Origin of the sequence: Bacillus sp. FJAT-49711, assembly GCF_018343715.1 — a bacterium.
GTDB lineage: Bacteria > Bacillota > Bacilli > Bacillales > Bacillaceae_C > Lederbergia.
This window is the reverse complement of record NZ_JAGYPL010000005.1, coordinates 109,765-123,838: the sequence shown is the minus strand read 5'-3', so window position 1 is coordinate 123,838 and position 14,074 is coordinate 109,765. Positions and strand designations below refer to the sequence as shown.

At 35.7% G+C, this 14,074-nt stretch carries 9 protein-coding genes and 2 pseudogenes; 9 read left to right on the top strand and 2 right to left on the bottom strand.

Annotated features, from left to right (window positions below):
• Nucleotides 1–65 precede the first annotated feature (65 nt).
• Both KHA96_RS20640 and KHA96_RS23570 read left to right on the top strand, forming a co-directional pair.
• A complete protein-coding gene (locus KHA96_RS20640) occupies nucleotides 66–896 on the top strand; it encodes an alpha/beta fold hydrolase (protein WP_213131236.1) in 831 nt (276 codons plus the stop codon).
• A 281-nt stretch (nucleotides 897–1,177) separates the two neighbouring features.
• Nucleotides 1,178–1,276 (top strand): annotated as a pseudogene (locus KHA96_RS23570) (YjcZ family sporulation protein); the annotation flags it as partial.
• 258 nt (nucleotides 1,277–1,534) lie between these two features.
• Here KHA96_RS23570 and KHA96_RS20630 read toward each other — a convergent pair.
• Nucleotides 1,535–2,404, bottom strand: a complete 870-nt coding sequence (locus KHA96_RS20630; protein WP_213131234.1) for a metal-dependent hydrolase — start codon at nucleotides 2,402–2,404, stop codon at nucleotides 1,535–1,537.
• A gap of 474 nt (nucleotides 2,405–2,878) precedes the next feature.
• Nucleotides 2,879–3,136: pseudogene (locus KHA96_RS20625) on the bottom strand (KGG domain-containing protein); the annotation flags it as partial.
• A gap of 248 nt (nucleotides 3,137–3,384) precedes the next feature.
• Between KHA96_RS20625 and KHA96_RS20620 the strand changes: the two are divergent.
• The 7 genes from KHA96_RS20620 (at nucleotide 3,385) to lacZ (ending at nucleotide 13,785) form a co-directional block, all read left to right on the top strand.
• The gene (locus KHA96_RS20620) at nucleotides 3,385–3,945 is read left to right on the top strand and encodes an integrase (RefSeq protein WP_213131232.1); all 561 of its coding nucleotides are present in this window, start codon (nucleotides 3,385–3,387) and stop codon (nucleotides 3,943–3,945) included.
• Between the two features lie 124 nt (nucleotides 3,946–4,069).
• The gene (locus KHA96_RS20615) at nucleotides 4,070–5,617 is read left to right on the top strand and encodes a response regulator transcription factor (RefSeq protein ID WP_213131231.1); all 1,548 of its coding nucleotides are present in this window, start codon (nucleotides 4,070–4,072) and stop codon (nucleotides 5,615–5,617) included.
• On the top strand, nucleotides 5,614–7,395 hold the full coding sequence (locus KHA96_RS20610) for a sensor histidine kinase (protein WP_213131230.1): 1,782 nt from the start codon (nucleotides 5,614–5,616) through the stop codon (nucleotides 7,393–7,395). The genes KHA96_RS20615 and KHA96_RS20610 overlap by 4 nt, the downstream gene beginning before the upstream one ends.
• 146 nt (nucleotides 7,396–7,541) lie before the next feature.
• The gene (locus KHA96_RS20605) at nucleotides 7,542–8,825 is read left to right on the top strand and encodes an ABC transporter substrate-binding protein (protein WP_213131229.1); all 1,284 of its coding nucleotides are present in this window, start codon (nucleotides 7,542–7,544) and stop codon (nucleotides 8,823–8,825) included.
• 119 nt (nucleotides 8,826–8,944) lie between these two features.
• Entirely contained in the window at nucleotides 8,945–9,817 is an 873-nt protein-coding gene (locus tag KHA96_RS20600; protein ID WP_249315819.1) for a carbohydrate ABC transporter permease, read from the top strand.
• A 2-nt stretch (nucleotides 9,818–9,819) separates the two neighbouring features.
• Nucleotides 9,820–10,638, top strand: a complete 819-nt coding sequence (locus KHA96_RS20595; RefSeq protein WP_481748260.1) for a carbohydrate ABC transporter permease — start codon at nucleotides 9,820–9,822, stop codon at nucleotides 10,636–10,638.
• An 18-nt stretch (nucleotides 10,639–10,656) separates the two neighbouring features.
• The gene (gene lacZ, locus KHA96_RS20590; protein ID WP_213131226.1) at nucleotides 10,657–13,785 is read left to right on the top strand and encodes a beta-galactosidase, LacZ type; all 3,129 of its coding nucleotides are present in this window, start codon (nucleotides 10,657–10,659) and stop codon (nucleotides 13,783–13,785) included.
• Nucleotides 13,786–14,074: the final 289 nt, after the last annotated feature.

Below are 14,074 nucleotides of genomic sequence, written 5' to 3'. Positions count from 1 at the left end.
TTAAGAGGTTTTTTAAAGTGATTCCCGAATATAAATAATGATTGATGATATTAGGGGAGGGATAGATGGTGGCAGTTGAAGGTGGAAGATATATTAAGGTAGAACATGGCGTAGAGATGTTTGTCAAGGATGCGGGAAGCGGGGACCCTATTGTTTTTATTCCAGGATGGACTTTTACTTCAGAAGTTTTTTCTAAGCAGATAGAGTATTTTCAGAAGACAAACCGCGTAATAGTAATGGATCCCCGAAGTCATGGAAAATCATCGATTACAATGCATGGAAATGATTATGTTACGCATGGATCAGATTTAGTGAAGATAATCGAGGCACTAGAACTGAAGAATGTAACGTTAGTAGGTTGGTCATTTGGATGTTTGACAATATGGGAGTATATAAGGCAGCAGGGGACGAAGAATATCAAGTCATTAATTTTTGTAGACTTATCACCAAAACCATTATCAATCAATCACGAACAAGACTGGGTAGAGGGGCCGCTTGATGAAATAGCTGCAGCTTATACTCATTATCTACAAGATCGAGATAAACAACGAGAGTTCATCTCAGGTTACGCCACTGGAGTGATGGTGCAAAGAGAGTTAGCAGAAACCGAGTTAAACTGGTTAGTAGAGCAATCTTTAAAAACTCCACATTATATAGCAGCTAGCTTATTTGCTTCAGGAATGTTTTCTGATTACCGCGAAGAGGCAAAACTTGCTAGTGAGTCAGTACCCGTTCTTACTGTTATCGCGGAACACTGGGCTCCTATAGCTAAAGCATTTACTGAAAAACTTACTCCTCAATCCTCGATCGAAGTGCTTGGAGGACATTTAATGTTTTGGGAGCATAGTGAAAAGTTTAATGAGATTGTTGAGAGCTTTTTGGGTGGAAATCGTTAAGTGATTTTTCTAACATATAAGTATTTGCAATCGGAATTAAGCTAATTCGCAATTATTAAAACCTTACGTAAAATAAAGTAAATTTATGTAAGGTTTTTTGTCATTCATTTTTTGAGGAAAAAGCTATTAAAATCAATGAAATATACCTATCAAAAAATGAGTAAAGTATTTCCTAGTTTTTTGTCGCATTTTTACTGTAAACGAGATACATGTCCAATCATGAATACATTTAAAACATACGTTGTAGCATATTTGTCACGATGAAAGAAAGGAGGATTAATGTGGAAGAAAAGGAAGAAAGAAAAGGTGGATTTAACTTTGCTTTAATCGTAGTGCTATTTATTTTGTTAATTATTGTTGGTGTCTCATATGTAGGCGGTGCTAATGGAGGTGGGGGCGACCCGGTATTCGTAGGGGTCGGGTTCTTTCCGTTCTTTCCATTCTTTTGGTAGTATTTATTGGTGTGATGGTATTAGAATTAAAATAGAGGCTGGGACATAACTAAAACAATCAAACCTAAAGACGAACAATGATATAACTTAGCGAAGTATATTTCCGGAGCGGTTATATACACTAAACAACCTATTGTTCGGATTTATCTTTGTCTGAAATAGTTATGTCCTGGTCTCCTTCAGCTCTTATCTTTTTTTCTCTATATATTCAAATAGGAATGATTGCCCATTTCGATAAAAACGCGGATCATACAGGCCGAGTCGATCTTCGTCATCTACGACCACTACGAATGGCGACCACTCATGAAGAGTTTTTGCTTCCGGCAACTCGGTAAAAAGAGCGTCCAAATCTGCATTTTCATTCGATTGTAAAACATACAATTCTTTCTTTTTTTGGAAAAGATTATCCTGATAAATTGTCACTTTATCATCTTTTTTCGTGATAACGGAAAATGACCATGGGATAAAATTAGCAGAAAGAGCTACTTGGTCAACATTTTTCTCATATTGTTTATAAATCAAAAAACCTTGAGTGCTTTGAACCATAATATGAAGGGCAATAAAAGCCCACGCTAATTTAAAATAGTAAGGTGATTTTAGCTTATTTCTTTTTGAAAATAGGAAGGAAGCCCCTATAATGATCCAAATAACAAAATCAACAATAGGAATTGTGCCAAAGCTTAAGCGAATATTTGAAAAAGGTTCTAAATATCCCGTTCCCCATGCATTGAAAAGGTCGCTCGTATCATGTATGAAAACCGCCAGCCAAGCGAGCATAAACAATTTTATATCCTTTATTTTAAATAATAAAAGACATAGTATGAAAAATAACAATGCCCAAACCGGAGTTAAAAACAGAGAATGAGTAATTCCACGGTGCCACATTTGATAAAGCCCTGCATTATCCCACCATTGGGATATCACATCAATATCAGGTATCTGACTGGCTCCGACAGCCGTTAAAAGATAAGCTCCTTTATACTTTTTGTCCATATTTTTCTTATCAACAGTTCCGTATAATGCCAACCCAAATAAAGTATGGGTAATCGTATCCAATCCACTACCCCCAATGCAATAATTTCCAACTTTAATTATAACCTATGTATGGATACTGATGGTGATAGTTTTTAAATACAATAGATAATACATAAGATGGGTGTACAAAAAAGGATGCCTTTTTTTTGCCATGAACGAGTCTGTTGGTTTCTACTCTAGTTGCTTCGCTTTCCGCGGACAAATGGCCATCCTTCACAGGCTCGTCTTGCCTATCTCCTATTTCTAGCAGAGTCTACGTTTATTCGGGCTGCTCAGCGTCTATCAGTTTTTTCTTTTTTCAAATTCCAACAATCCCGAGAAACCAGATTACGAAACGGTATCTATTATAAAAGTGGAAAGCCCTTATCAATCGTATAGGCCAAGGCATCATTATAGAAAAAGACTGACCCTAAAGAGTCGTATTTAACGACCTTTTGAGTCAGCCTTTCGTTAACATAATTTATCTGCAAACAATTATTAGCTGTTTCGGCCGCCGCCGTGACTATTTTCTCCGCCTTTTTTTCCGATCTCTTCATAGAAATCTCGATCATGATTATCGGAAGTGGCTTCTCCACCCTTTTTTCCAATTTTTTCATAGAAATCACGGTCGTGATTTTCGGAGGTTGCTTCTCCGCCTTTTCTTCCTATTTCTTCATAGAAATCCCGATCGTGGTTCCTCGCTGTTGCCTCTCCACCTTTTTGACCTGCTTCTTCGCGGGACATTCCATCACGGTTGTCATTATTGTTAGCCATCAGAATCTCTCCTTTGAAAAGTATTGGTCTTACATCCATATGTTTATCCACTTGGATTTCTACTAAACTTTCTTTTTGATTAGTACTCAAGTACCTGAAAATATATAAAGTGCCAAGAAAGCGATCGGAATAATACCTTGAATTCTTAAATCATTTAATTATAATGATAAAATAGTTAGAAACAGCTAAATTTAAATTTAGTCATATTTTCTTGTTTTTTTTCTACTATTTGAGAGCTAGGGGTATGTATGAATAAACGAAATATAAATAAGCGTATTAAACAATGGATTCTTTTAACGATGAGAGCTGTCCATATGAATGTTAAATTAAAATTACAGGGTACAGGCGTTAATATGAGTTATGACTTTATCCATCATTTTCTTTGTTGTGATATGAATCGTGTGCAGAAGGCCAGAAAAAGCATGATAAAATCTATTCCACTAGAGACTTATATAAAAACTCTAACTATGCATGAACTGGGGCATGCGATGGATCGAGAAGCATTGTTAAAATCATTGCCAATAACGATTGAGATATACAAGATGAAAAGAAATCACTCTCCATCCGAATACCGAAACAATAGCAAGCTGTTTCGAATGATCGTTGAAGAGCATGAAATGAATATTGAATTTGAAGAAACTGCATGGAGAAATGCTGAGGCATTAAACCGTTTATATGAAATAGTTGATGAGATAGACTTTAATATTGTAAAAGAACATAGCTTGGACACATATAAAAGAAGATATGAAGCAGATTTATATCATTACAATATGATGATAATAGAAGAGAACCGGCAAGACGCTGGTTAATATTTGCTAAATATGACGAATATCCTCCTAAATGTGGGAGAAGAAACAAGTATTACAAGAAAACCATATATCAGCTGGCTCGGTGAAAGCCGAGTGTCTATGAACGTGAAAGGAGGGTTGACTAGTGAATAAACAGGAGCGTTGTAAAGTTTTGATTGTTGATGATGAAGTGTTGATTCGCCAAGGGATCAAGCATTATATAAATTGGGAGCAGGAAGGTTTTACGATTGTTGGTGAAGCTTCAAATGGAACTGAAGCACTTCAATTAATTGAGCGGGAGCGGCCACATATAGTCATTACAGATATGGTTATGCCTGTTATGGATGGTGAAAAGTTGACAAAGGAGATCAAGGAAAACTATCCAGGTACTGAAGTGATCATTTTAAGCAGTTTTAGTGATTTCGAATATGTACGCTCAACCTTTCAAAGCGGAGTAGCAGATTATATCCTAAAACCTAAATTAGATGGACCGGAACTATTAAAAGCATTACAGAATGCGGTTAAAAAAATACCAAATTTTACTCTTAATCGCACCGAAAGCAAATTAAACACAATAGAAGAAATCATTCATTATTTGATGGAGGGCTACGACATCCATTATGATCAGCAATTAGTGAAAGAGGCATTTCCTAAAAAATATTATTGTTTGCTTGGCGGAGATATAGACACGGAAGGTGTAGAAGTTTCACAAATAGTCCAAGCAGTAAGCATGTTTACAGGGATCAAGCATTATCAAATATTTAAAGAAGATACGAGCTTTACATATTTACTTAATATCGATAAGGATGAATTATCAATCATTCACAAAAAATTGGGAGATATCGAACAATCTGGGGACATTCCATTTAAGATTAAGTGGACTTTAAGTGAACCATTTACATTATTAAAAGACTTAAAAAATCAATTTCAAAATGATTTGCAGAAGCTTAGACAATATCACTTTTACTTCCCTCATTATACTTTGTTATCTCATGAACAATTACCTGAAATAATTAAAGAAGAAAATGATACATTTGATTTAAATCATTTTATTGATGTTTTTAAACGAAGAAATTTTGCAGAAGCCTTTATATATTTAAACGATTATGTTGAATATTTGTCTCACCAATATACAAATGATGAAAATGAATTTAAATCCTTTCTCGGAAATATTATTTTCAATACGACTATTTTGTTGGAAAACTTAAAGTTTAAAAGTGAAACATTACAACAAGAAAAATATCATCACTTTTCTATGATCAATCATGCAAAGGATGTTCTCGAGACAACTAATTATTTCCACTCCTATTTAAATCAAGTAAAAGAAGTGATTGATGATGAACTTCAAGATCCTAGTCAATCCAATATGAAAAAATTACTTGCTTATATTGAAGAGCATTATGCCGAGCCGATTAGCTTAACTAGCTTAGCTGATCATTTTCATTTTAATCCATCTTATTTATCATCATATTTTAGCAACCATCATGGGATAGGATTCAATGAGTATTTAACACAATTCAGAATTGGGAAGGCAAAAGACTTTTTACAAAATAATAAGATTTCAATTTCAGAAGTTAGCGGCATTGTGGGGTATTCAGATCATAGTTATTTTTGTAAGGTTTTTAAAAAAACGACGGGAATGTCTCCTAGTAAGTATAGGAAAAGCTTTTCTGGAGCGGACTTGAGAAAATGATAAGAAATTTTTTAAACAGTATAAAAAATAATAGCCTATTTTTTAAGATGTTTCTTGTAATGGTTGTGAGTATTGTAGCTGTCTCCGTCTTAATTACGTATACGATGATTCGTATGTCAGAAAGGTTATTTATTGATACCTTTAGTATTGCAAATGCGAAGGTAATGGATCAGGTGACAACTGATTTTGAAGCCTTTAGTTATTCATTAGTATCTGTCGCTAACCAAGTCCAGCAAAGTGGATATGTGCAAAATTACTTAACAAGTGAACAATCAGAGCCAATAGAATTGGCAAAGGCAACACATCGAATTAAATTACAAATGGATCGTTATTTAACGATGATCAATCAAGAAGGAATTAATATTGTTTTATTGGGCGAGAATGGTCGCTTATATTCAACCAACTATGTGAATTGGCCTGTTTCTGCAGACAAATTAAAGAAGGATCGTATTACGTTGAATTCCTATAAAGACCCAAATAGAATTTTATATCAATATGATCCAAAAAAAATTGATCATGATATAAACCGGGAAGAAACGATCGTCGTTTCAAAAGCGCTAGTTGATAAATCTACTGACCATATTTATGGTGTGATCTATATTGCAATCCGTGAACAGGATTTCAAGCAGTTATATGCAAGATATACTGGTAATGGAAATAATGTATTGCTGTTAAATCAATCTGGAATGGTTGTATCAAGTAGTGACGAGTCCATCGCTGGACAAAAATTTCATGATTTGCTGCAAGATGTTGAAAAAATGGATGAATACAAAGATCATTATAAACAAGTTGAAGTATTGGGAGAAAACCGTTTATTATTTTCCACATATTTACCAACTTTAGATATGTTTCTCGTCAATTTAATCGATCGTGAAACGGTTACAAGCAACTTGCTTAATTCAAAAATGATTGCCTTGATTAGTGCTATCATTGTTTTTTTAGCTTTATGTATCGTATTTATCATTTCACGAAGGTTGACTAAATCGTTATCTTCATTAGTAAGACAAATATCTAATATGAGTCAAAAGAACTTTGATTCATATGTCAACGAATCGGGAAGCTATGAAACAAGGCAGCTTGCCAAGGCGTTTAATGATATGTTGGATGAGCTTCATGAATATGTAGAAAAGCTGATAGATACACAAAAAAAGCAGAGAAATGCTGAATTGGAAGCTCTTCAACAGCAGATCAATCCCCACTTTTTATATAATACACTGGCATCTGTCAAATTCATGGTGCAAAACGGTGATAGAGAAAAATCCGCACAAACGATTAATGCGTTAATCTCTTTATTACAGAACACGATTGGTAATATTAGTGAAACAAACACTGTAGAACAAGAATTGGATAATGTAAAAAGCTATGTATATATCAATCAAATTCGTTATGGTGATTTGATTAAAGTTCATTATTTCGTTTCTCCTGAATGTTTACAACTCGAACTTCCGAAATTAATATTGCAGCCTTTTATCGAGAATGCATTTTTTCATGGATTTAACCGCAAAAAAGAAGGGATCATTCAGCTAATGATATTACAAAGAGACGACTTGCTTATTTGTGAAATAAACGATAATGGGGATGGAATGGAGGATAAAACTCTAGACCGTAAAAGCAAGCGCCAGCTCTTTAGCGGGATTGGCATCCGAAATGTACAAGAGCGGATTCAGTTAATATATGGGGAACAATACGGTGTAGATGTATCAAGCCAATTAGGGGAAGGAACAAGAATCACAATTAGGTTGCCCGTTATTAAATCTAAAGAAAATACAAATTTATAAAAATAGTGCCAATAGGAAAACGTTTCCAAAAGATTATCAAAATATATTCAAAGTTTAATCCAAAGATCGTCCTAACGGTCTTTTTTTTTATTTTGTTATCATTTTTATAGGGAGCAAGCGTTTCCAACAATAAGGAGGTATATAGAATGAAAAAGCTATTATTGTTAGTCGTTGCGAGTATAATGATGCTTGCTGCATGTGGTTCAGGTTCAAAAGAAGGAAGTGGTTCTGACAAAAGTGGTGATTCAAATACAATAACTGCTTGGGCATGGGACCCTAATTTCAATATAGCAGCTTTAAAGCTAGCTGATGAAGCTTATAACGGAAAAGAAGATGTTAATCTCAAAATTATTGAAAACGGTCAACCAGATATCGTTTCTAAATTAAATACAGGATTAAGCTCCGGAACAATGAAAGGGATGCCAAATCTTGTCCTAATTGAGGACTACCGTGCGCAAAGCTTCTTAAAGGCATATCCGGATGCGTTTTTTGATCTATCTGAGTATATCAATAAAGACGATTTTGCAGCTTATAAAATTGATTCTGCTAGTTTAGATGGGAAAATCTATGGTTTGCCTTTCGATACAGGTGTAGCTGGCTTATATGTTCGTACAGATATGATTAAAGAAGCCGGTTATACAGTGGAAGATTTTACAAACATCACGTGGGATCAATTCATCGAGATGGGTAAAAAAGTGAAAGAAAAGACAGGAAAGCCAATGATTACGGTTGATCCTAACGATTTAGGAACAATTCGCATGATGATTCAAACAGCAGGAAAATGGTACTTAAAAGAAGATGGTGTTACTCCTGATATTAGTGGCAACAAAGCATTGGCTGAGGCATTTCGTGTATATAAAACAATGCTAGATGAAGGAGTTGCCGGTATTCATTCAGACTGGAGCCAATTACTTGCAGGGTTTAACAATGGTGATGTTGCTGCTGTTGCACAAGGAAACTGGATTACACCTAGTATTAAAGCGGAGGAATCACAATCCGGAAAATGGAGTGTCGTTCCAATTCCAAGATTAGACTTGCCGAATGCTGTAAATGCTTCTAACTTGGGTGGAAGCTCATTCTATGTTCTAAATGTTGATGGAAAAGAAAAAGCAGCTGAGTTTTTAGCTAATACATTCGGAGCCAATAAAGATTTCTATCAAAATTTAGTAACAGATGTAGGCGCGCTTGGCACTTATAAACCTGCTGCAGATGGGGATGCGTATAAAGCGGAAGATGAATACTTTGGCGGTCAAACGACAGTAGCTGATTTCTCAAAATGGATGGAAGAAATCCCTGCTGTAAACTATGGTATGCACACATATGCGGTTGAAGATATTTTAGTAGCAGAAATGCAAAATTATATAGGCGGCCAGGATATTAAGGAAGTTCTTAAAAATGCTCAAAAACAAGCAGATGCACAATTAAAATAAATCTACTCACAGCCTTGGACAAGTTCCTACAATAAAGGTGCTTGCGCTGAACGTAGAATTGTTCAAGGCTTATTCTAAAATCGGTTCTGAAATGTTCTTGTAAGGAGATGATAGCCATCATGAGTAACAAACTAAGAAATAATGCAATCGGTTGGTCATTTGTCCTATTGGCCACTATTTTAATCGTTTTGTTTTTTTTCTATCCAATGATCCAAGCTCTCATTTTATCGTTTAAATCTGGGATGGGAAATAACTTAGAATTTGTTGGGTTAGATAACTATACTCGATTATTTAGTGACCCTACCTTTATTGCAGCGATTAAAAACACTTTCATTTATTTAATTATCCAAGTTCCAATAATGATCATATTGGCATTAATTTTATCTGTATTATTAAATAATCCAAAATTGAAATTTAAAGGCTTTTTTCGTACAGCCATCTTTTTGCCGGCTGTCACTTCACTTGTAGCATATTCAATTATTTTTAAATATTTATTTGGTATGGATGGGATCATTAATCAGTTTTTAATGAATATTTCACTTATCTCTAATCCCATTCCTTGGTTAACGGACCCTGTACTTGCAAAAATAACAATTATCATTGCGATTACATGGCGTTGGACTGGCTATAACATGATCTTTTACTTATCTGGCCTTCAAAATGTAGACCAATCCATATATGAAGCTGCAAAAATAGACGGGGCCAATGCATTTCAAGTGTTCACGAAAATCACCATTCCTATTCTAAAACCAATCATATTATTCACCTCTATCACTTCAACCATAGGAACGCTCCAAATATTCGACGAAATCATGAATATTACAAAAGGTGGCCCGGGTAATTCTACCGTCTCGATCTCTCAATATATTTATAATTTATCCTTTAAATATTCACCTGATTTTGGATATGCGGCGGCTGTTTCATTTGTGATTGTTATATTGATCGTAATCTTTTCATCTCTACAATTTAAAGCGGCAGGTGATCGAAATTGACTATGTTTAAAAAAATATTCACGTATGTCTTCTTATCGATAGCTGCATTCATATCCATTTTTCCGTTTTTTTGGATGATCATTAGTTCTACGAATGTATCGAAAGATGTTACGAAAGGTCGGCTCCTTCCAGGGAATCATTTTTTTGAAAATGTTAAAAACTTATTTGAAAATGTCAATATGGGCACAGCATTGATAAATTCTGCAATAGTAGCGATTGCAACAACTGTTCTAGCCTTAATCATCGCATCTTTAGCTGGATATGGATTTGAGGTATTCCGCAGTAAAAAGAAAGATATCGTGTTTAATATTTTGTTATTATCCATGATGATTCCTTTTGCAGCATTAATGGTTCCGCTATATCGAATGTTTGGGAGCATTTCACAAGTATTGCCTTTTATTGGGATTGATACTTTGGCAGCTGTCTCTTTACCGACTATTACAACTGCATTTTTAATCTTTTTCTTTAGACAAAATACAAAAATGTTTGCTAAAGAATTAGTAGAAGCTGGTCGCATCGATGGGTTATCAGAACTAGGTATTTTCTTTAAAATTTTTATACCATCAATGAAAACGACATATGCTGCAGCAGCGATTATTACCTTCATGGGAAGCTGGAATAACTACTTATGGCCATTAGTTGTGATTCAGTCACCTGAAAAGCAAACGATTCCACTGCTTATTTCTAATTTAGGATCAGGATATACACCTGATTATGGCGTTATTATGATGGCGATCGTGATTGCTACTTTACCAACGGCATTAGTCTTTTTCCTAATGCAAAAACATTTTGTTGCAGGAATGATGGGTTCAGTAAAATAAACTAGAGGGGGATCTATGATGTTAAAGCAACTGAGAAAATTTGAGTACACTCCACCGAAGAATGGTTATCCAGAGTGGAACAATAATCCTGAGATATTTCAATTGAACAGGCTTGAAGCACATGCAACTTTAATGCCTTATCATACAGTTGAGGACGCATTGAAAGGAAATCGACAAGCATCCAAATATTATAAGCTATTAAACGGTGAGTGGAAGTTTTCTTTCTCTGAAACTCCTGATAAGAGAAATCGTGATTTTTATAAAGCTGATTTCAATTCTAGTAATTGGGATCATATTCAAGTGCCGGCTCATTGGCAATTACAAGGATATGATTATCCTCAATACACGAATGTGCGTTATCCATGGGAAGACACCGAAGAGCTTAAAGCTCCTTTCGCGCCTACTAAATACAATCCAGTTGGTCAATATATTCGAACGTTCTCCGTTCCTAAAATCTGGGAAAATCAACCTGTATATATAAGCTTCCAAGGGGTTGAATCGGCATTTTACATTTGGGTAAATGGGGATTTAGTTGGTTATAGTGAAGATACGTTTACGCCAGCCGAATTTGATATTACTCCATATTTAGCTGAAGGAGAAAATACATTAGCAGTTGAAGTGTATCGTTGGTGCGATGCCAGCTGGCTTGAGGACCAAGATTTTTGGAGATTGAGTGGTATTTTTAGAGATGTTTACTTATACTCAACGCCGCGTTTACACATTCAAGACTTCTTTGTTAATACAGAGCTTGATGATGAACACCGTCATGCAGAGTTGAAAATGAATGCAAACATTACAAATTATGTAAAAGAAACTTGTGAAAATGTCACTTTTGAAGCGATGCTCTATGATGATAAGGGGAATAAGGTTTTGGCAACGCCTAATTCAGTAGATGTTAATATTTCGGGCGAAGCAAAATGTGAAATCAGTACTTCGGCATTCGTTGAAAATCCATTGAAATGGAGTGCTGAGCATCCAAATCTTTATACATTAGTTCTTAGTTTAAAAGATGAAAACGGGGAGCTTATAGAAACAGAAAGCTGTAAAGTTGGATTCCGTAAATTTGAACTGAAAGATGGATTAATGAAGATCAATGGCAAACGCATCATCTTTAAAGGTGTAAACAGACATGAATTCAATGCCGACAAAGGACGCGCAATTGATTTTGAGGATATGGTCCATGATATTACCCTCATGAAACGGCATAATATTAATGCAGTTCGAACTTCCCATTATCCAAATAATCCATATTTGTATGAGTTGTGTGATCAATATGGCTTATATGTCATTGATGAAAACAACTTAGAAACACACGGTTCTTGGGTTTACGGACAGAAGGAACTTGAAGATACGGTTCCAGGAAGCAAGCCGGAATGGACCGAGAACGTGCTAGACCGTTGCAACTCAATGTTCCAGCGCGATAAGAATCATCCTTCGATCGTGATCTGGTCACTGGGAAATGAATCATTCGGAGGTGATAACTTCCTTAAAATGCATCAATTTTTTAAAGAGAAAGATCCAAGCAGACTCGTTCATTATGAGGGAGTATTTCATTACCGGCCTTCTGAAGCAGCGTCAGATATAGAAAGTACGATGTATATTACGCCAGCGAAAGTTGAGGAATATGCAACCCGTGCGGAAAAATCTGGTGGGAAAATGAAGCCGTATATCATTTGTGAATATAGTCATGCGATGGGAAATTCCGTCGGAAATCTATTTAAATACACAGAGCTATTTGATCAGTATCCAATTATTCAAGGCGGTTTTATTTGGGACTGGCGTGATCAGGCTTTACGTACAAAGACAGAAGATGGCGTTGAGTTTTTAGCATATGGCGGAGATTTTGGTGAATCACCACACGATGGAAACTTTTCTGGTGATGGATTGATCTTTGCGGACGGTACCGTTTCTCCAAAGCTTTTTGAAGTGAAAAAATGCTACCAAAATATTGAGTTTACAGCAATTGATCTTGCTAACGGTATTGTCGAAGTTCGAAATAAAAATTTATTTGCGAACGTAAATGAATTTGAACTTTGCTTTGAAATTACTAGCAATGGCAAACTTGTAATAACAGACAAGGTTGAATTGGACATTGAGCCATTATCAACAGGTAAAGTTCAATTAGGCTATTTGCTTGAGGGACTTGATCAAGACGGAGAAATCATCCTAACAGTCAGTCTGCGTTTAAAAGACTCTACTCTTTGGGCAGAAGTTGGATATGAAATTGCTTTTGAACAATTTGTATTACGTGAAAGTGTTAGTGAGAGAGCAGAAAGTGTACATGGCATACTTGATCTAGTTGATGAAGCAGAAGAACTAACGGTTTCGGGAGAAGAATTCTCGATGCGCTTTAATAAACAGACGGGTGATCTTGTTTCCTACCTTTTTGCAGGAGAAGAATTAATCAATCGTCCACTTGTTCCTAACTATTGGCGGGCCATGACGGACAATGATAAAGGAAATAAGCTTGATGAACGAAGTGCTACATGGCGCGAAGCTGGAGTAAATCGCAAGCTCGAAAGCTTTCATGTAGAAAAATCTGTTGGTCAAATAGTCATTCTTGTAAAATATAGTCTGCCTACTACATCCATATCTAGCACAGAAATCCGTTACGTTTTGAAAACCAATGGAGAAATTGTAGTGGAATCAACAACGACACCGGGCGATGATTTACCAGAAATACCAGAGGTTGGATTGCTCTTTACGATGGGTCAAAGCTTTGAAAACCTAGAATGGTATGGAAAAGGTCCCCACGAGAATTACATCGACAAAGAAAAAGGCGCAAAAATCGGTCTTTATGAAGGAAAAGTAAGAGACCAGTATATCCCATATTTAAAACCACAAGAATGTGGAAATAAAACAGAAGTAAGATGGGCTTCTATCACTAACGACAAAGGTATAGGCTTTAAAATTGTAGGACTGCCAATCGTAGAACTAAACGTACTTCCGTTTACACCTTTCGAATTAGAAGAAGCGAGCCACTCATATAAATTACCGGAAAGCACGGAATCCGTCATTCGGGTTAACTATAAACAAATGGGTGTAGGTGGAGATGATAGCTGGGGACAAAAAACGCATCCAGAATTCACTCTATATGCTGACAGACCATATAGTTATACATTTTCATTAATACCGATAAAAAAGTAATTCTATGAGAAAAGGATAGATGGGCAGATCATATTGCTCTACTATCCTTTTTTTTTATGGTAGCTTGATATTGCGAGATCTAAAACTACGCTGATTAATCGTTCGATGCAGTTGATAGCAACTCTATTTTTTGAAATGAACTCTAAAACGCATTCCCTGTATAGTCGCGACAATTTACGAAAGTTGTGTCGCGAATCCATCCGATGCTGATCACAATCGGTGATGTTATTGAGCGTAAGGAACCGATGCGCATCGCAAAGGTGACAAATCACGAAGTTATGATGCGAAT